This window comes from Pseudomonas sediminis, assembly GCF_039555755.1.
In the GTDB taxonomy this organism is placed as follows: Bacteria; Pseudomonadota; Gammaproteobacteria; order Pseudomonadales; family Pseudomonadaceae; genus Aquipseudomonas; species Aquipseudomonas mendocina_D.
In genome coordinates this window covers 3,688,569-3,707,149 of record NZ_CP154631.1, presented here as the reverse complement: position 1 = coordinate 3,707,149, position 18,581 = coordinate 3,688,569, and the positions used below count along the sequence as shown (strand labels likewise).

The window sequence follows — 18,581 nt, the reverse complement described above, 5'->3', positions numbered from 1 at the left end:
TCCATGTGGGACTTCCAAGCTCCACGAAGGAAAAACTAGACGCTGATACCCGTCTGTCAAATCAGGAGTCGGAACGCCGCTGCTGGTGAATCCAATCGACGATCTCCCCCTCGGGCCGATAACCACTCACCGTTTCGCGCAGCAGTTGCCGTACCCGGTCGTAGTCATAACGCTCGACCGCACCCAGCAGCTCGCCCAATACTTTCTTGAAAGACTCCCAAGGCAGACTCTCCTCATTGGCGCGCATGATCATCGGGTGATCGGTCGGGCTGACGTTGTCGCCGATCAGCAACTCCTCGTAGAGCTTCTCGCCGGGACGCAAACCGGTGAACTCGACGGCAATATCGCCGTGCGGATTCTTTTCCGAACGCACGCTGAGTCCGCTCAGATGAATCATCTTCTCCGCCAGATCGACGATCTTCACCGGCTGGCCCATATCGAGGACGAACACATCGCCGCCCTGGCCCATGGCACCGGCCTGGATAACCAACTGCGCCGCCTCGGAAATGGTCATGAAGTAGCGGGTAATGTTCGGGTGGGTCACCGTCACCGGGCCACCCCGGCGAATCTGATCATGGAACAACGGAATCACCGAGCCAGAAGACCCCAGTACGTTGCCGAAGCGCACCATGGTGAAGCGGGTCTTGTTGACCTGGTGCACGCCATCATCACATCTGAACAGCACCGGTGCAGGTTCTGCGCTCAAGGCTTGCAACACCATCTCGGCAAGGCGTTTGGTGCTGCCCATCACATTGGTCGGGCGCACAGCCTTGTCCGTGGAAATCAGCACGAAGTGCTCTACACCGGCCTTGATTGCCGCCTGCGCGGTGAAAGTGGATCCCAGCACATTGTTCAGCACGCCCTCGGCGATATTGTGCTCGACCATCGGCACATGCTTGTACGCCGCTGCGTGATAAACCGTGTTGACCTTCCAGGTACGCATCACATCCAGAATGCGCCCTGGGTTACGAATGGAACCCAGGATCGGCACCAGGTTCACAGGCAATGACTCGTGGCGAATACGCTGTTCCAGTTCGCAATGGATGCTGTAGAGGTTGAATTCGCTGTGCTCGAACAACAGCAAAGTGGTCGGCCCAGTCGCCACTATTTGCCGGCACAACTCCGAGCCGATCGAACCGCCCGCCCCCGTCACCATCACCACCTGACCACGGATACAACGCTCGAATAAAGGCCGCTGTGGTGGCACGCAATCGCGGCCAAGCAGATCGGCGATGTCCACTTCCTGTACATCCTCGACCCTAACCCGGCCGCTGGCCAGATCCATGAAACCGGGCACGCTGCGCACATGCAGCGGATACTGCTCGAGCAGCTCCAGAATCTCACGTCTGCGACCGCGGCTAGCCGAAGGAATTGCCAGCAGAATCTCATCGACGCCGGCTTCATCGATCATCTGCTGGATATGCCTGGACTTATAGACCCGCAGTCCAGCGATCACCCGATTGGCAATGCTGGGATCATCGTCGATGAAAGCCACTGGACGCATAGCCCGCCCCAACCGCAACGCAGCCACCAGTTGGTTGCCGGCCGCGCCAGCACCATATATCGCCACCTTTGGCAAACCCGCATCACGCCCGTTGAGCCGGCCAGGCTGATCCGACGAATACCAATCACCCATAAAGTACTGGCGCATCACCAGGCGCAGCCCACCAATCATCACCAGGCTCAACCACCAGTAGTTGAACACCATAGAGCGGGGAATGAGCTTGGGCGCACCCTGATACCAGTACACCGCCAGCGCCAGCAGCAACGCCGACAGCGTAACCGCCTTGCCAATAGCAAGCAGCGCATCGTTGCCGAAATAACGCATCACCGCCCGGTACATACCGCAGTGAACAAACAAGGGAATCGCTATCAGCGGCGCTACGGCGAACAGCCAGGCATGCCCGGCGAAGGGTTCGATATTTTTCGAATCGCCCAGGCGCACGACAAATGCCAGCCACAGCGCCGCCCAGACCAGCCCCACATCCACGGTGACCTGAATCAGTCGCTTTTGCCGTCGTGGCAGCTTGACCAGATGGCTACGCAACTTCTCGGCGAGTCTTAACACAATGATCCCTCAACTTTTTCTCAAGCCATCTCTGAACCAACTGCCGCAAGTTACACTGCACAACAGCACAAAAAACGGCCCACGCCCTGACCTTAAGCGAAGCACTGACCCCTACTCTCGCTCCCCCGCCTTGAACTTCACCGCCAGCACCACCAGCGGCAGATAGGCAACCAACAAGCCGAGCAAACCATCCAACCCACCAAGCCCAACCCACAACGCGATCGGCAACAACCACAGCAGATTTATCCCCAGCACCGCCAAGGTCACCGGCAAGTGATTGCCGAACCGGCGCGAGGCGTACTGGTACGCATGGCTACGGTGCGCCTCATAAACCTTATCGCCCCGCAGCAAACGCCGAAACAATGTCCAGGTGGCATCAACGGTGAACACCCCTAGTAAAATCAGCCAACTCCAAAGCAACTGGGGGGCTATCCAGGCCGCTTGGAGCGAGAGCACGCCCAATGCAATCCCGAGAAAACCACTACCCGCATCGCCCATGAAGATGCGCGCCGGTGGGAAATTCCAGAACAGAAAGCCTGCCACGGCTACAGCCAGCAGGAGTGGTGCCCCGATGGCAGTCGGCTCACCCAGCAATGCATAAATCAACGCGCCACCCAGGCCCACACTGATTGCCTCGACACTGGCGATACCGTCGATGCCATCCATGAAGTTGTACAGGTTAAGCAGCCAGACCAGGTAGAACGCCGCCAACACATACCCCAGCCAGCCCAACTCCAAGTCAAAGCCGAAAACCGCCAGGGACGGTAAACCGCCCAGCCAGCCTAGCGCCCAGGCCGCCCCGATGAAGTGCGCCAACAACCGCCAGCGCGCAGCGATATGACCATGGTCATCGAGAAAGCCCACCACAGCGACCCACGCCCCAGCCCCCATCAATGCCCACAGCACAGGCCATGGCAAAACACCCACCACTGCCAGCAGAGGCAGCGCAGCAAGAAAGCTGAGGACAATCGCCACACCACCACCGCGGGGGGTGGGTACCGAGTGGGAACTGCGGGCATTGGGGACGTCCATCAGGCTGCGCGCCAAGGCATAACGTCGCAATGCACCCGTTAAAAGAAGAGAAACACCTGCCAGGACCGGCAGCAACCACCAGAGGATCATTCGGCTTGATGTTCCAGGAAATGCTCGGCCGCCCTGCGCAGCGCCTCATCGACGCCAAGCGGTGGTGACCAGTTGAGCAGCTCTCGCGTTTTACTGATATCAACTTGTAGCGAACCGCATAAGCGCTGTGCCAGCGCCCTCTTGCCCAATAAACTGGCCCCAGCCTCCAGCAGCCACGCAGGAATCGGCACTAAGCGCGCCGGCCTGCCAAGTGCCCCCCCCATGCGACGGAGCAGTTGACGGGTAGAAAGATCCTCGCCATCGCTGACCATAAAGGTCTGATTAGCCGCCGCCGGGTGCTCGACACAGGTTGCAATCAGGTCCACCAGGTTATCCAGAGCCACCAGGCTGCGCCGATTTTGGATGGCTCCCAAGGGCAGCGGAATACCCTTGCTCAGCCAGCGCATCATGCTGAGGAAGTTGGCCTTGACGCCGGGTCCATAGACCAGCGGCGGACGGATGATCACCACCTCCATACCCGTTTCCGCCGCCAACTCCCGCAGCGCCAGTTCCGCCTCAAGCTTGGAGATGCCGTAAGGATCCACCGGTGCGGGTTGCGACTCGGCACTGTAAGGCTTGCCAGGCGCGGTGCTCTCGCCATTGACCTTGATCGAACTGATGAAGATGAAGCGTTTTACTCCGGCACCTACAGCCTGGCGAGCGAGGTTCAGGGTGCCATCGACATTGACCTTGCGGAACTCCGCCAGCGGGTCAGCAACCTTGTCGCTCATCACGTGAACGCGGGCGGCAGCATGAATGATCACCTGCACGCCCTGCAGCACCGGTTGCCATGCAGTATCCGCCGCGATATCTGCAACTTGGGCATGAGCGACACCAGCCGGCAAACTGGAATTCGGGCGGCGCGACACCACAACCAAGTCAAGAGCCGGCTGGGCGGCTAGCCGAGCCAGCAGTGCTTGGCCAACAAACCCGGTGGAGCCTGTTAACAAAATCATCATGTACAACAAGCTCTTATGGCTTAGGCATCGACCTTCAAAGCTGGATACCAGCTCGCTACGGAAGCTAACCCGTACCGAATTTAAAAAATTCGACGCGGGTTGGAAGGTAAATTACCTGATAGAAAAACTTCAGGCCTGTATCGAGTCGAAAGCCGACTTCAAGCGGGAGTAACTACAAGTGCCTGCATGGCTTTCCAACAACTCCTTCTGCCGATTTCTGAGAATCGGGAGATACTGGAGATGCTGTTCTCGGCGACTAGCTAGAACATCCTCGCTATTAGGCATTCTGAACTCGGAAGTGGCCCTATCCAAGAATACAAAGTCATGTTCAGATGTGTATCTCAACCAAAGATCCCAATCTTCAAGGCAGTCCAGTTCTTCACTGAATCCGCCGTGCTTGAGGAACAGGTTCTTCTTGAGCAATAGGGACTGAATCGCGATGTAGTTATAGTTCCACAGGGCATCAATCGAAAAGCGTGCACGTCCAAAGAGCGATTTCTTGCCCTCAATGTACTTAAGCGGTGACAGACTGACCACCTCGGTTGGAATTTCCCAAGAGCTCGAATAGGCGCCGGCCGCATCGGGATGAGCCTGGAGATGTCGGACCAACAATTCAACGTGATCAGGGAGCAGTAGGTCGTCGTCGTCCAGGAAACCGAACAGCTCGCCCTGCGCAAGCTCCAGGCCACGATTGCCCGCAAAGCAGCGGCCGCGCTTGGGCAGGGATTCGTAGGTCACCGTCACACCGGGCGGCAGCTCCAGTTCGTCTACGACCGGGCGCGCATGGGCCGTACCGTCCTCAACTATTACCAGTTCCAGTGGGCGGTAAGTCTGCCGCAGTACAGACTGGATCGACTCCCTCAGGAACTCCTGACGCGCGCCGTAGGTTCGGGTGATGATACTGACCAACGGATTGGCGGAAATGCGCGAGGTTCCGGACTCCCAAGGACGCACGGCTCTGGGTGGGAAGGCGAGCGAAAAGTCCTCGGTTTCCAGGGACAGGTTCGGATTGTAGGCCGTGTCGTGCTGGATATAGGACTTCCAGCGCTCAGAGAAATAGTCCTCCTCGCTCTGGAATGCCATCAGACCGCGGGTCTTTGACTCGTGGTGATAGAGCTCGGCATAGGGCGTATAGAGATTGCGGTAGCCTTTCTCGTGGATACGCAGACACAGATCCACGTCGTTGAAGGTGATGGTGAAGTTTTCTTCATCGAAACCGCCAACGGATTGGTACAAGTCCTTCCTGAGCACAAGACAGGCTGCGGTCACCGCAGTCAAGTTCTGGATGAGAACCGCCCGCGCCCAGTAGCCAAGCCAGTGCTTCGGTGCATAGCGGTACATGTGGCCCGCGCGTCCCTTGTAGCCCAACAGTACACCGGCGTGCTGGACGGTGCCGTCGGGATAGAAAAGGCGAGCGCCGACCGCGCCGATCTCCGGGCGGACGGCGTGGCTGACCATCTCACGCAACCAGCCGGGATTGATCACTTCGAGGTCGTTATTCAGCAACGCGAGAATGCTGCCGTTCGATTCATTTACGGCGATGTTGTTGATGCGCGAGTAGTTGAACGGGTGGTCGTAGTCGATGATCCGCACACGCTTGTCGCGCAACAGCTCCTCGAAGTACGCCTGCGTCTCCAGCTTCTCACTCTGATTGTTGACGATGATGACTTCGAAGTTGGAGTAGTCGGTATTGTTGAAGATCCCGTCCATACACTGGCGCAGGATATCCACACCGTCTTTGGTCGGGATGACGATGCTGACCAGGGGTTCGACCGGCAGCGGGTAGACCACCCGGTGGATGGACAAGTGCGGGTACTCCGAGGTGACCTCGGCATTGATCTCCATGCGTTGCAGGTGCTCGGCGAGCGCCTGGCGCGAACGAGTAGCGGCATAGTTCTTGGCACCCGCGTCGATGGCGAGGGAGCCCGGAACGGCGCGCCAGTGATAGAGAACATGCGGGATGTGGGCGATATTCTCCACTGGCAGTCGTTCGGTGAAACGCAGGACGAAGTCGTAGTCCTGACTACCGTCGAACGCGCTGCGCCAGCCGCCGAGGTTACGGGCCAGGCTGGTCCTGAATACCGCCAGGTGATCGACAAAGTTCTGCGACCTGAGCAGGTCGGGATTGAAGTCAGGCTTGAAGTACGGGTCGTAGCGATGTCCGCTGGTGTCGACCTTGTCCTGATCGCTGTAGAGGAAGTCGAACAACGGGTTTTTGTTGAGTTCCTCGGCGAACATATATAGCGCGTGCTCGGGGATCAGATCGTCATGGTCGAACATGGCGATGAAGTCGCCCTGCGCGATATCCAGCGCGCTGTTGGACGCCCTGGAAATGTGCCCGTTCTCCTGGCGCAGCACCAGTCGAATACGCTCGTCCTCTGACGCATGCTTCTTCAGCAGATCCCGTACCGCTTCATTCTTCGAAGCGTCGTCGGCGATACACAGCTCCCAGTTCGGGTACAACTGGTCGCGCACGGAGCGGATGGCCTCGTCGAGGAACTCCAGCGGCGGATCGTAAACCGGCATGATCAGGGAGAATTTGGGGGACCAGGAGAACGCCTCGATTCGCGAGCGAATCCTGCTACGTGCCTGGTCGTCCAGGGTGTCATAGCGTCGGACCCACTCGTCGTAGTCGAGTTTGATCTCGGCAAGTTCGTCGCCATTGCCAGTCGGCACCAGATGAGAACGTCTTTCGAGCATCCGCAGGCGCCACTTGATCCCTTCGAGACCTTCCTGCTGCAGGATGGTCAGCCCCCTGCGGATGGCGCCCCAGCGACCCTTCCTCCGCAGGAAGGACGGCGCCAGTTGCATTATGTGGCGGATACGCTTGATTTGGTGAGTGAAGAATCTCATTGGTGCAGTGATTTTCCAGCTGTTGGATGACCGCAACTGAACGACTTCGTTGTTCAGAACCTCAAGTTGGTGCCGGCTGTCTTCAAGCGCCCGGGCAAGGCTTTGCTCCTGCTCCTTGGCTTGCTCGATGATCTGGGCCTGTTCGCGGGCCCAGACGTCGACCTGGGTGATGTGATCTGCTTGCGTGGAGACGGTCACTTTCAGCCGAGCGATCTCCGCGTCCTTTACCATGGACTGGACGTGATACTGATCGACCAGCCGATCGCGCTCCGCAATGGTGTCGGCCAGAAGCTGGTTTCGCCGCTGCAGGTCCGGCAGCGTCGACTGGTTGTGCGGCTGGCTGGCCAGCCACGCCAAGAAGTGTTCGTTGGACGAGGTTCCGGTGGCGGTCTCCTGGAGCTCGACTTCAAACGCGACAAGCAGCGTCTCGGCCTGTGGCGTCCAGTCCAGTCGCATGGCATGGAAGAGCGCCTGCAGGAGGCTGCGCCAGGTCGGCAGCGGCTCGGTGGCCGGTCGGCCGAAGTAACTGACCATACCGGACATAGCAAGCAGCGAGCGGAACACAAGCTGGCTGAAGCGAATCTCGCCGCCCACGCGCCACTCCTGATCAATCACCTGATAGCGACTGAATGCGGAGACGACAATGTTCTGCGGAATGATATCGAGAAATTCACCAGGCAGGAAAAAGTCGCCCTCGTTGGGGATCGACTCGACGCTCAGGCCGCGCCCAGCCAGGATCTCGACTAGCGCCGTGCGATAACTCTCGAAGAACTCGGCGATATCGGCGAGCGCCCAGCCATCTTGGGTGACGGTGCGGATAAACTGCCAGGACAGGAGCGAGCCCTGGGCATAGTCCGTTTCCTGCGTCGGCAGGCAGTGGATCACCGCATTACCTTCGGCCTGAGCGGCGTGGCTTAGCGGCCGGCACTGCACACCAATAGAGCCGTCCGGGCGCACCCTGAACAGGGTTTCCTTGCAGAACGCCGGCCTGCGTTCGGTGTTGAAGTGGTAGGCCAAGATATTCTGCTCAGGCGCGCCGGTGGAGCCGTTCTGCGCGATCAACAGGAAAGAATTTGACAATGGCAGGGCCAGGTCGTTCCTAAAAAGCACCGGCCAGGCTAGCTCTTGGCGGAAATGGATGTGCGGGGGAAATTGCGGGTCCCGGCGCACACTCTGCCAGGCGAAGGCCGAGGCATCAAAGCCGGGCGTGGCCAAGGCACGCTCGGAAAGGATTGAAGTGGGGAACTTGTAGTCCGGCAACGGCAGCAGGGTGCTGACACCGGAATAGCCGCTGTCCTTCAAGGTCCGCTCGAGCACTGCATGACCGAAAGTCTGCGCCTGCTCCCGACGGTAGCGGTCCTCGACCCCGTACATCGGTAGTCCGACATGATCCTCGGGAGCGCCTGCCAGGTACTTCAGGCCCAGTTGGTTCTCGATGGCGATCACCAGCTGGCCGCCCGGTTTGAGCAGGCTTCTCACCCGCTGCAACATGCTGGATGCGGGCGCCTCGCCGGGGGTGAAGAGGTTGGCGTATTCCAGGACGCCGATCAGCGTGATGACGTCGAAGCGTTCGGTGGTGTCGAACTCGGCGAAGCGGTCGGCAACCACCACGACATTCTCGAGGTTCCGGGTGCGGGAGCGTGCGATAGTCGCGCGTCGTAGCGAGCCCTCCAGCGCGAGCACCTCCGCACCGGCCTCTCCCAGATAGCGGGTAATGGCTCCGCAGCCCGCGCCGATTTCCAGTACTCGAGCGCCGCGCAGTTGCGCGTGCAGGGGGCGGAGGATGTTCGCGCGGGTACTTGATAGGTGGTAGAGGCTGGGCCAGTCGGAACAGTGTTCGCGCAGCTCCAGCGATAGTACTGAAAGGTCAGAAGCCTCGCTGATGATCCGTCCCAGGCGGGTTTCGATCTCATCACCATCGTTGTAGGCGATGCTGGAGTATGCGGGTCGAGACCAAATTCCGCTCGTGGCATCGAACAGGTAGCCCTGATTCTGTAGCGCAGTCTTATCTTTCATCATTCGCTTGCGGATAGCTTGAGATCAAGGTTAACCAGCCCGAAGAAGCTTTCATCGGGGCGTACCTGGATATGAATGGAGTCGTATCGACGATCATGGGGGAGTATATCTTCTCCTTGGCGCGAGGCGACGCCGATGGAGATGAAATAGTCCCCGGACCCAAGGCGACAATTGAATTTCGCGCCAACCCGCACGGCGGTACCGGCGCGACCGGATGATTTGAAGGTTTCGAAGTCCAGTGTCTCAGAGTTGGCGCCGAAGACCGTGACGCCCTCCTTGGTCTTGATGGTGATCCCCAAGATGGGACGGAAGACTTCGTGGAGGAAGCCGACAGAGATGACCAGCACGATCTCTTGGCCCACCTTGTAACTAGTCGGATAGGCCTCACCGTCGGCGGAAATGTAGTAGTCGAGAATGCGCACGGCGCCATCGCCCCAGCGGTACTCGTGGGGATTGTAGCCAGGCCTCTGGCCGAAGGTGTCCTCGCTTAGGTTCAGCGAGCAGTAGTCAGCGCTTATGCAGTCGACGCTCTCTTCGCACTCAATGGGCTCATCCGACATTTCGGTGGCAGCGGGTTCGCTGCGCTTCTGCTTGCCGAACAGCAGATCCAGGTAGAGATTTGAGATGCGGCGCGGGTTGCCTTGCTCGATCACTTGACCATTGTTCAGTAGTACTGCATGGGTACAGTGGGTCACGATCTGCTCGGTGGAGTGGGTGACCAGCAGGATGCTGGTGCCATTCTCCTTTAGTTGCCGCAGTCGCTCGAAGCACTTGGCCTGGAACTTAGCGTCACCGACAGCCAAGGCCTCGTCGACGATCAGGATGTCTGGGTCAATCTGCGCCTGCACTGCGAAGGCGAGGCGCACGACCATGCCGCTGGAGTAGGTTTTGACCGGCTGCTCGATGAAGTCGCCGATATCGGCGAACGCCACGATGTCGTTGTAGCGGATATCGATCTCTTCTTTCCGAAGACCTAGGACGGAGGCGTTCATGTAGACGTTCTCGCGCCCTGTGAACTCCGGATTGAAGCCCGCCCCCAGCTCCAGCAGCGCCGCGATGCGGCCATGGGTCTGGATACTGCCGCCGCTGGGATTCAGGGTGCCGCAGATCATCTGCAGAAGGGTCGATTTGCCGCTACCGTTACGGCCGATGATGCCGACCGCTTCGCCCTTTCGGATTTCGAACGACACGTCTCGCAACGCCCAGAATTCGCGGAAGTACTGTTTGTCCTTCAGCCTAATCGCGCGCCTGAAGGCGGCCAGGATGAACTGCTTCAGTCGGTCCCTCGGTTTCTCGTAAATGTGGTAACACTTAGAGAGGTTGCTAACCTTGATAGCAATGTCCGAGTAGCTCCGCCCGGAGTCGATGGGGCGTTCGAGTTCAGAGGACATCGGCAAAGCCCTTGCGCGTTTTCTGGAACCAGGCGAAGCCTAGCCAGCAGATGATCAGAGACAGCAGGCAGAGGATGCCGAGCTGGTGCCAGTCGGGCAGCTCGCCGAGGAACATGATCCTTCTCGCCTCTTCGACGGTGGGTGTCAGGGGGTTAACCTGGAGGATGCTGCGGTAAGCCTCGGGTAGCGCGGTGATCGGGTAGAAGATCGGCGACATGAACATCAGGACGGAAATGATCACCCCTACCACCTGGGCGACGTCGCGAAGGAACACACCCAGCGACGCCAGCAGCCAAGTCAGGCCCAGCGTAATCAGCAGCAGCGGGAGCATCACCGCCGGCAACAGCAATGTCGTAAGCTGCAGCTTGCCGGTCAGCAGAAGGCAGGCCGCCAGCCAGACTAAGAAGCTGATGAGAAAATGGAACAATGCCGCACCTAGCGTCACCCACGGCAGGATTTCCAGCGGGAAGACCACTTTCTTGACGTAGTTGACGTTGCCCAGGATCAGGTTCGGGGCACGACTAATACATTCGGCGAACAGGTTGAAAAAGACCAGCCCGGCGAACAGCATGAGGGCGAAAACCTCCTTTGACTCTCCCTCGGTGCTCCATCGTGCCTTGAAGACCACACTGAAGACGAAGGTGTAGATCACCAGCATCAGGATTGGATTGAACAGCGACCAGAGCATGCCCAGGGAAGAGCCGCGATAACGCCCGGCGACGTCCCTTCGAGTCATGGTTCCAATCAGTGCCCTATGCCGCCAGGCGCTGGACAGAAGTTCAAGTGGTGAGATGGAAAAGTGCCGCATCAGGAGAAGGCCTCTACTTCGCTGAAAGGCAGACCGAGCTGGTCCTTGGCAGACAACTGCGGGCTGGCGCCGACGAGTCGCTCGAGCATCCAGTCCACGTTGATTTCTGCATCGCTCCAGAGAAGGCAGCGCTCGTGTTGCGGCGCGTAGTAGTCGGTGGCCTTGTAGAGGAAGTCCGCCGAGTCCGACAGCACCACGAAGCCGTGGGCGAAGCCTTCCGGCACCCACAGCTGCTGCTTGTTCTCGGCACTGAGCAGGGCTCCAACCCACTTGCCGTAGGTCGGCGAGGAGCGGCGCATGTCCACGGCGATGTCAAGCACCTCTCCGCTCACCACGCGAACAAGCTTCCCCTGGGGATGCCTGATCTGGTAGTGCAGGCCGCGCAAGACACCTTTCGATGAACGCGAGTGGTTGTCCTGCACAAACTGCACCGGGCGGCCCACGGCCTCTTCGAATTGGCGCTGATTGAAGCTTTCGAAAAAGAATCCTCGCTCGTCGCCAAATACCTTGGGTTCAAACAGGATCACATCCGGAATGGCTAGAGGTGTTGCTTTCATGAGTAAACTGTCTCTACAAGAATGCGCTTGAGGTATTTGCCGTAACCATTTTTGGCCAGAGGTGCGGCCAGCTTGTCGAGCTGCTCGGGGGTGATCCACTTCTGACGGAAGGCAATCTCCTCAGGACAGGCAACTTTCAGACCCTGGCGGTTCTCCAGCGTGGCGATGAAGTGGCTGGCTTCCAGCAGCGATTCGTGGGTGCCGGTATCCAGCCAGGCATAGCCGCGGCCCATGATCTCCACCGACAGGTTGCCTTGCTCCAGATAGACGCGATTGAGGTCGGTAATTTCCAGCTCTCCGCGGGGCGAGGGCTTGATGCTCTTGGCAATTTCGACAACCTGGTTGTCGTAGAAGTACAGGCCGGTTACCGAATAGTTGGATTTGGGTGCGGCGGGCTTTTCTTCCAAGCTGATGGCCTTGCCTTGCCCATCGAACTCGACCACGCCATAACGCTCCGGATCATGCACGTGGTAAGCAAACACGCTGGCGCCTTGCTCGCGCGCCATCGCACTCAGCAGCAGCTCTTGGAAATGATGGCCATGGTAGATGTTGTCGCCCAGCACCAGGGCGGATAAATCGTTGCCGATAAATTCTTCGCCAATCAGGAAGGCCTGCGCCAGCCCATCCGGGGAGGCCTGCACGGCATAGGAAAGGTTAAGCCCCCACTGGCTGCCATCGCCCAGCAGTTGCTCGAAACGCGGCGTGTCTTGCGGCGTCGAAATGATCAGAATGTCGCGGATACCGGCCAGCATCAGAGTGCTGAGCGGGTAGTAGATCATCGGCTTGTCAAACACCGGCAGCAGTTGCTTGGAAATAGCCAGGGTGGCTGGATGCAGACGGGTGCCGGAGCCTCCTGCGAGGATGATGCCTTTGCGCTTCATATCGATCCTTAATTGTTCAGTTCAATTAGCATGCGTTTGACGTGGAACTCCCAAGTAGGAAGCTCCAGACCAAACGTCTGTTGCAGCTTGTGATTATCCAGCCTGGAATTGGCCGGGCGCTGGGCAGGTACGGGGTACTCTGCAGCAGTAATGGGGTGGATGCTTTCCGCTGTTGCGCGCAGAGCTATCCCCAGACGAGCAGCCTCACCAATGACGAACTGCGCATAGCCATGCCAGCTGGTTGCCCCGCTGGCGACCAGGTGATAGGTGCCGCTGGCGGTTTTGCCCAGCGCCGCATCGGTGGCTATTCGCTGCAGCACCAACGCCGTTACGTCGGCGATCAGTGCTGCACTGGTAGGCGCACCGACCTGATCAGCTACTACACGCAGCTCCGCCCTATCCGCGGCCAGGCGAAGCATGGTCTTGGCGAAGTTGCCACCGCGCGCGGCGTACACCCAACTGGTCCGCAGAATCAGGTGCCGGCAACCACTGGCCCGGATGGCCTGCTCACCTTCCAGCTTGGTTTGCCCATAGACGTTTAGTGGAGCCGCCTGGTCATCCTCGACATAGGCAGTGGGCTTATCGCCCGCGAACACATAGTCGGTGGAGTAATGCACCAGCCAGGCACCCAGCTTGCGTGCGGCAGCCGCAAGTGCGGCTACAGATTCGGCATTGACCTTGCGCGCGCGCTCGACATCCGACTCGGCCTTGTCCACCGCGGTATAGGCGGCGGCATTGACGATGACGGCTGGCTGCTCGCGTTCAACCAACTCGCTCAAGGCCTGGGGGTTTTCCAGGTCGGCCGAATAGCGATCGCAAATCACCAGTTGGCCCAGCGGCGCAAGCGACCTTTGCAGTTCCCAGCCAACCTGTCCGTTGGCCCCTAGCAGTAGGATTCTCATTGGTATTGCTTGCTCACCCAATCACGATAATTGCCGCTGGTAATGTTGTTGACCCACTCCTGGTTGTCCAAGTACCAGCGCACGGTTTTGCGAATACCGGTTTCAAAGGTTTCCGCCGGTCTCCAGCCCAGTTCGCGCTCAAGCTTGCTGGCATCGATGGCGTAACGCCGATCATGGCCAGGACGGTCTTTGACGAAGGTGAGTTGCTCACGGTAGCTGTGCCCGTCGGCGCGCGGCTGTTCCTGATCGAGGATATCGCAGAGGGTGTGGACGACCTCGAGGTTGGTCTTTTCGTTCCAACCACCGACGTTGTAGGTCTCGCCCAACTTACCGCCCTCCAGCACGCGGCGGATAGCGCTGCAGTGATCCTTCACGTACAGCCAGTCACGGATCTGCTGGCCATCGCCATAGATAGGCAGGTCTTTACCCGCCAGGGCGTTGTGGATCACCAGCGGGATCAGCTTCTCGGGGAAGTGGTAAGGGCCGTAGTTATTCGAACAGTTGGTGGTGAGCACCGGCAAGCCGTAAGTGTGATGGTAGGCGCGCACCAGATGGTCAGAAGCCGCCTTCGAAGCCGAATAGGGGCTATTCGGCTCGTACTGGTTGGTTTCCTTGAAGGCAGGGTCAGTCGGGCTCAGGGAGCCATACACTTCATCGGTGGATACATGCAGGAAGCGGAACGCTCCGGCAGCCTCGCTGCTCAAGCCCTTGTAGTAGGCACGCAGCGCTTCCAACAGGCGGAAAGTACCAACAATATTGGTCTGGATGAAATCTTCCGGGCCATGAATAGAGCGATCGACGTGAGACTCTGCAGCAAAGTTGATCACCGCGCGGGGCTGGTATTTCGCCAACAGCTCTGCAACTAGCGCCTGGTCACCGATATCTCCCTGCACGAAGGTATGACGCGCGTCTGCCTCCAGGCGGGCGAGATTTTGCAGATTGCCGGCATAGGTCAACTTGTCGAGACTGACGACCGGCTCGTCATCTTGAGCCAACCAGTCGAGGACGAAATTCGCCCCGATAAAACCCGCACTACCCGTTACCAAAATAGTCATATTCTTCAAATTCTCCCGATACTGGCGGCCACCACGAGACCGATGTTGCCTAAAAAGGTCTGCCGGTATACGCCGGCTCGTCTCAATAAATACATGCGCCGTAACAGGCTGCTTGCTCGGGCCTGCTCGAAACACTCGAAGGCTTTACGACTGTCGGCTGTCAATTGCTTATGGTGACTGTTGAGCGCGTATAAATTGTGCCGATTCCACTCGCGAAACGTGCCGGCAAACATTTTGCGGATACGCACCAGGCAGTCCGCGAAGCTTGAGTTAGCACCGATCAGATTGGTGCCATGCTGGCGGTAGTCGAGCGTTGGCGCTGGATCATAAATAACTTTTCCACCGCAACCGCTGACCAGTAGGTAAGTCAGCCAGTCATGGGAAACGATATGCGCATCGCCTGGTGTCTTAGCCAGGAGATCCCTGGCCGCGGCGTTCAGCAGCATGGTATTGGCCCCGGCCAGGCTTTGTACCAAGGCATTCCTAAAACCGGGCTGTCTAGCGAATAGCGGCGAGAACCCTATCACCTGTCCTGAACCATCGATCAAGCGTGTTCTGGAGCAGAACAGCGCAGGCGTGGTAGCTGGCGTCGCCAACAGATTAGCCAGCCCCCTTTCCAGCCTATCCACGAACCAGAGATCGTCCTGATCGCTGAAGGCGTAATAATCGGCGCTGATCGTGGGGTTCTTGACCAGTGACATGAAGTTCTTAGCGAACCCCTGACTCGGCCCCTCAAAAATGACCAGGCGCTCCGCACCGAGCATTGTCTGGTAGCGCTGCAGGATGCTCAGCGTCGCGTCGCTTGATCCATCATCCGATGCATAAATCACCCAATTTTGGTGGGTCTGCCGTACGAAGGAATCCAACTGTTCGACAAGGAACTTCGCGCCGTTATAGGTGCAGAGAAAAATAGCCACCCTGCAGGCTGCCAGTTCACTTGCCGGGTTTGAAATTGAGGTGACAGGCTCTGTTGCCAGAAGCTGCTTCATCTTCAGATCACTCAATTCTGGATAGCCTTGTCCATGGAATCGATGATTGCTTCGACCGCGGCAACCTGATCGGCGATCAGCGCAGAATCACCGCGGGATTCAATGTTCAAACGTAACAACGGCTCGGTATTCGACGAGCGCAGGCTCATGCGCCAGTCTGCAAACTCCAGGCTGATGCCGTCGGTAGTGTCCAGCTTCGGCTTTTGCTCGGCATAGTGATCCAGCACGGCCTGGATCACCGCCTTGGCATCGTTGACGCGGTAGTTGATCTCGCCACTGCAGGGGTAGGCGGCCATGCGTTCGTCGAGCAGTTGTGCGAGCGATTGGCCTCGACTGCTGATCAGTTCGGCCACCAACAGCCAGGGGATCATGCCGCTGTCGCAGTAGGCGAAGTCGCGGAAGTAATGGTGGGCGCTCATTTCGCCGCCGTAGATGGCGTTTTCCTTGCGCATGCGTTCCTTGATGAAGGCGTGGCCGGTCTTGCTCTGGATGGCCTGGCCTCCTGCCCTCTCCACGATGTCGATGGTATTCCAGGTCAGGCGCGGGTCGTGGATGATCTTGGCGCCCGGCTGCTTGTTCAGGAAGGCTTCGGCGAGCAGGCCGACGATGTAGTAGCCCTCGATGAAGCGACCGTTTTCGTCAAACAGGAAGCAACGGTCGAAGTCGCCGTCCCAAGCGATGCCCATGTCGGCCTTATGCGCCTTGACCGCATCGGCGGTGGCGGCGCGGTTTTCCGGCAGCAGCGGGTTGGGAATGCCGTTGGGGAAGCTGCCGTCCGGCTGGTGGTGCACCTTGATGAATTCGACCTGGGCGCCCATGGCCTGGAACCGTTGCTCCAGGGCGTCGATGACTTGGCCGGCGGCGCCGTTGCCGGCGTTGACCACCAGTTTCAGCGGCTTGAGCTGTGCGGCATCGAGGTAGCCGAGCAGGTGCTCAATATAGGCATCGAGGCAGGTCTGGCGGGTGAGCTGGCCGCGCTGGGCAACTGCTGGGAAGGCGTTGGCTTCGGCGATGCCTTGGATGTCCTTGAGGCCGGTGTCGCCACTGATCGGCTGGGCGCCGCGGCGCACTAGCTTCATGCCGTTGAAGTCGATGGGGTTGTGGCTGGCGGTGACCTCGATGCCGCCGTCGACATCGAGGTGGAAGGCGGCGAAGTAGACTTCTTCGGTGCCGGTCATGCCCAGGTCGATCACATCGCAGCCGGCGTCCATCAGGCCATTGGCCAGAGCCTGCTTGAGCGGCTCGCTGGACAGACGCATGTCGCCGCCGATAACCACTTTCTTGGCATCGAGGAACTGCGCGTAGGCGCGGCCGACGCGGTAGGCGATGTCTTCGTTGAGTTCGGCGCCGAGTTGGCCACGGATGTCATAGGCTTTGAAGCAGGTCAGGCTGGTCACGATTAAAAACTTCTTCTTGGGTAATTACGATACCCTTCCGCACACCGAAAGGAGGGTGTAAGGGTCAGCTAGATGAGTTGCACACACAGTCGCACTCCATTCACTCCGCTATCACGACCGCCACGAAATGCCTCTTCTTCGCTAGGGCCTGAACTAATGTCCGGGCGAAACGCTTCTTGACCGTTCGCTACCCATGCACGATCCGCACCTCTGACGGCCAACGGCGCATCCGAGTAACGAATCCGATCAACCCATTTTGGTCGGCATGCGCCGAATAACCGCCTATGGTATGGACTTACGCCCTTATGGCATAGCGCTGCCCGTCCATTTCCATGAATCCGCCCTTGGGCCCGAAGCGCTGGATCTGCCTGCCTGGCGTACCCTCGGCCTGGTAGCCGACGAACAACACATTATGCCGGACATCGCCGAGCATGGCCTTGAGGTAGTTGACGATCCGGCCACTGGAGCACATGCCGTTACCGGCGATGACGATGGCAGGCTGGGCCGTTTGGGCTAGGCGGTTGACCATGGCCAAGTGAGCCTGGTGGCTATCCACCGTCAGCAGGTTATCGAAGGCCAACGGCTTGCGTCCATTCCGGACTCGCGCCAGCGCTTCGTCATCCCAAAAGGGTTCAAGTTCCCGGTAGACGCGCGTGAAACGACTGGCGAGCGGAGAATCCAGGATGATCGGCAGGTTGTGCCAGTCGATGGCCGAGACGCCACCCCTCACCCCAACCCTCTCCCTAGAGGGGAGAGGGAGCTGGTTACGCCGCACTCGACGATGCAGGATATCTTCCAGCTCGTAGAGCAGTTCCTGGGTGCGGCCGATACTGAAGGCCGGGATCAGCACGCTGCCCTGATCGGCCAGGGCCTGCTCGAGCACCTGTTCCAGTCGCTTACGCCGACTGCGGCGGTCTTCGTGCAGGCGGTCACCGTAAGTGCTTTCGATAACCAGAATATCGGCTTTGTAGGGAGCTTTCGGCGCCGGCAGGATTGGCGCATGGGGAGCGCCAAGGTCGCCGGAAAACACAATGCGCTTCTTCTCACCCGTCTCGGGGTAGTGCAGATCCACCTCAACGTACGCCGAGCCGAGGATGTGGCCAGCGCGCTGTAAACGAATGCGAGCGCTGAGCTGCGGCGTGTCAATCAGGGTGAACCACTGCTTGTAAGGCAAGGCGACGATACGCTGCTCGATCAGTTTGAGGTAGCGCTCGACTTGCTTCTGATCGCGACTAAAACCAAGCTTGAAGGCATCTTCGAGAACGATAGGTAACAGCTTGGCCGAAGGCTCACTGCAGAGGATCGGGCCTTTGAACCCAGCCGCCAACAGATAGGGAATGCGACCCACATGGTCGATATGGACATGGGTTGCGACCAGAGCCCTGATACCATCCAGGGAAAAATCGATGGCGAGGTTACCGGCATTCGCACGGCCTTCTGGAGAGGTTTCCGCGCCTTGAAATAGGCCACAGTCAATTAGCAACGCATGCTCGTGATCCATCTGTAGCTGATGGCAAGAGCCCGTCACACCCGCTACGGCGCCATGATGAACAATGGAGGGGTACCGCACGAGTCAATCCCTA

General features: G+C 58.9%; 12 protein-coding genes and 1 pseudogene. All 13 read right to left on the bottom strand.

Annotation, left to right across the window (positions count from 1 at the left end):
- Positions 1–61: 61 nt before the first annotated feature.
- The 13 genes and pseudogenes from AAEQ75_RS17355 to AAEQ75_RS17295 all read right to left on the bottom strand — a co-directional run bounded on the left by AAEQ75_RS17355 (position 62) and on the right by AAEQ75_RS17295 (position 18,568).
- The gene (locus AAEQ75_RS17355) at positions 62–2,068 is read right to left on the bottom strand and encodes a polysaccharide biosynthesis protein (RefSeq protein WP_343349896.1); all 2,007 of its coding nucleotides are present in this window, start codon (positions 2,066–2,068) and stop codon (positions 62–64) included.
- Positions 2,069–2,179: 111 nt separating this feature from the next.
- Positions 2,180–3,190 (bottom strand): MraY family glycosyltransferase, encoded by a 1,011-nt coding sequence (locus tag AAEQ75_RS17350; protein WP_280069437.1) that lies wholly within the window; start codon positions 3,188–3,190, stop codon positions 2,180–2,182.
- Complete coding sequence (locus AAEQ75_RS17345; protein WP_343349895.1) at positions 3,187–4,149, bottom strand: UDP-glucose 4-epimerase family protein; 963 nt, start codon at positions 4,147–4,149, stop codon at positions 3,187–3,189. The genes AAEQ75_RS17350 and AAEQ75_RS17345 overlap by 4 nt, the downstream gene beginning before the upstream one ends.
- Before the next feature lie 129 nt (positions 4,150–4,278).
- A complete protein-coding gene (locus AAEQ75_RS17340; RefSeq protein WP_343349893.1) occupies positions 4,279–9,018 on the bottom strand; it encodes a glycosyltransferase in 4,740 nt (1,579 codons plus the stop codon).
- Positions 9,018–10,409 (bottom strand): ABC transporter ATP-binding protein, encoded by a 1,392-nt coding sequence (locus tag AAEQ75_RS17335; RefSeq protein ID WP_343349892.1) that lies wholly within the window; start codon positions 10,407–10,409, stop codon positions 9,018–9,020. Before AAEQ75_RS17335 ends, AAEQ75_RS17340 begins: the two co-directional genes overlap by 1 nt.
- A complete protein-coding gene (locus AAEQ75_RS17330) occupies positions 10,399–11,217 on the bottom strand; it encodes an ABC transporter permease (RefSeq protein ID WP_343349891.1) in 819 nt (272 codons plus the stop codon). Before AAEQ75_RS17330 ends, AAEQ75_RS17335 begins: the two co-directional genes overlap by 11 nt.
- Positions 11,217–11,774, bottom strand: a complete 558-nt coding sequence (gene rfbC / locus AAEQ75_RS17325; protein WP_343349890.1) for a dTDP-4-dehydrorhamnose 3,5-epimerase — start codon at positions 11,772–11,774, stop codon at positions 11,217–11,219. Before rfbC ends, AAEQ75_RS17330 begins: the two co-directional genes overlap by 1 nt.
- Positions 11,771–12,655 (bottom strand): glucose-1-phosphate thymidylyltransferase RfbA, encoded by an 885-nt coding sequence (rfbA, locus tag AAEQ75_RS17320; RefSeq protein WP_343349889.1) that lies wholly within the window; start codon positions 12,653–12,655, stop codon positions 11,771–11,773. The genes rfbC and rfbA overlap by 4 nt, the downstream gene beginning before the upstream one ends.
- 8 nt (positions 12,656–12,663) lie before the next feature.
- On the bottom strand, positions 12,664–13,557 hold the full coding sequence (gene rfbD, locus AAEQ75_RS17315; protein ID WP_343349888.1) for a dTDP-4-dehydrorhamnose reductase: 894 nt from the start codon (positions 13,555–13,557) through the stop codon (positions 12,664–12,666).
- A complete protein-coding gene (gene rfbB, locus AAEQ75_RS17310; protein WP_280090659.1) occupies positions 13,554–14,612 on the bottom strand; it encodes a dTDP-glucose 4,6-dehydratase in 1,059 nt (352 codons plus the stop codon). Before rfbB ends, rfbD begins: the two co-directional genes overlap by 4 nt.
- A gap of 5 nt (positions 14,613–14,617) precedes the next feature.
- On the bottom strand, positions 14,618–15,601 hold the full coding sequence (locus AAEQ75_RS17305; RefSeq protein ID WP_343349887.1) for a glycosyltransferase family 2 protein: 984 nt from the start codon (positions 15,599–15,601) through the stop codon (positions 14,618–14,620).
- Positions 15,602–15,612: 11 nt separating this feature from the next.
- Positions 15,613–16,998: a phosphomannomutase CpsG gene (locus AAEQ75_RS17300; protein WP_343349886.1), complete on the bottom strand. Its 1,386-nt coding sequence runs from the start codon at positions 16,996–16,998 to the stop codon at positions 15,613–15,615.
- Positions 16,999–17,098: 100 nt separating this feature from the next.
- Positions 17,099–18,568: pseudogene (locus AAEQ75_RS17295) on the bottom strand (MBL fold metallo-hydrolase RNA specificity domain-containing protein).
- Positions 18,569–18,581 lie beyond the last annotated feature (13 nt).

Bases quoted from the DNA above. Each gene is read 5' to 3' on its own strand.
- AAEQ75_RS17350 (WP_280069437.1), bottom strand. From the start codon at position 3,190: ATGATCCTCTGGTGGTTGCTGCCGGTCCTGGCAGGTGTTTCTCTTCTT.
- AAEQ75_RS17345 (WP_343349895.1), bottom strand. From the start codon at position 4,149: ATGATGATTTTGTTAACAGGCTCCACCGGGTTTGTTGGCCAAGCACTG.
- AAEQ75_RS17340 (WP_343349893.1), bottom strand. From the start codon at position 9,018: ATGAAAGATAAGACTGCGCTACAGAATCAGGGCTACCTGTTCGATGCC.
- AAEQ75_RS17335 (WP_343349892.1), bottom strand. From the start codon at position 10,409: ATGTCCTCTGAACTCGAACGCCCCATCGACTCCGGGCGGAGCTACTCG.
- AAEQ75_RS17330 (WP_343349891.1), bottom strand. From the start codon at position 11,217: ATGCGGCACTTTTCCATCTCACCACTTGAACTTCTGTCCAGCGCCTGG.
- rfbC (WP_343349890.1), bottom strand. From the start codon at position 11,774: ATGAAAGCAACACCTCTAGCCATTCCGGATGTGATCCTGTTTGAACCC.
- rfbA (WP_343349889.1), bottom strand. From the start codon at position 12,655: ATGAAGCGCAAAGGCATCATCCTCGCAGGAGGCTCCGGCACCCGTCTG.
- rfbD (WP_343349888.1), bottom strand. From the start codon at position 13,557: ATGAGAATCCTACTGCTAGGGGCCAACGGACAGGTTGGCTGGGAACTG.
- rfbB (WP_280090659.1), bottom strand. From the start codon at position 14,612: ATGACTATTTTGGTAACGGGTAGTGCGGGTTTTATCGGGGCGAATTTC.
- AAEQ75_RS17305 (WP_343349887.1), bottom strand. From the start codon at position 15,601: ATGAAGCAGCTTCTGGCAACAGAGCCTGTCACCTCAATTTCAAACCCG.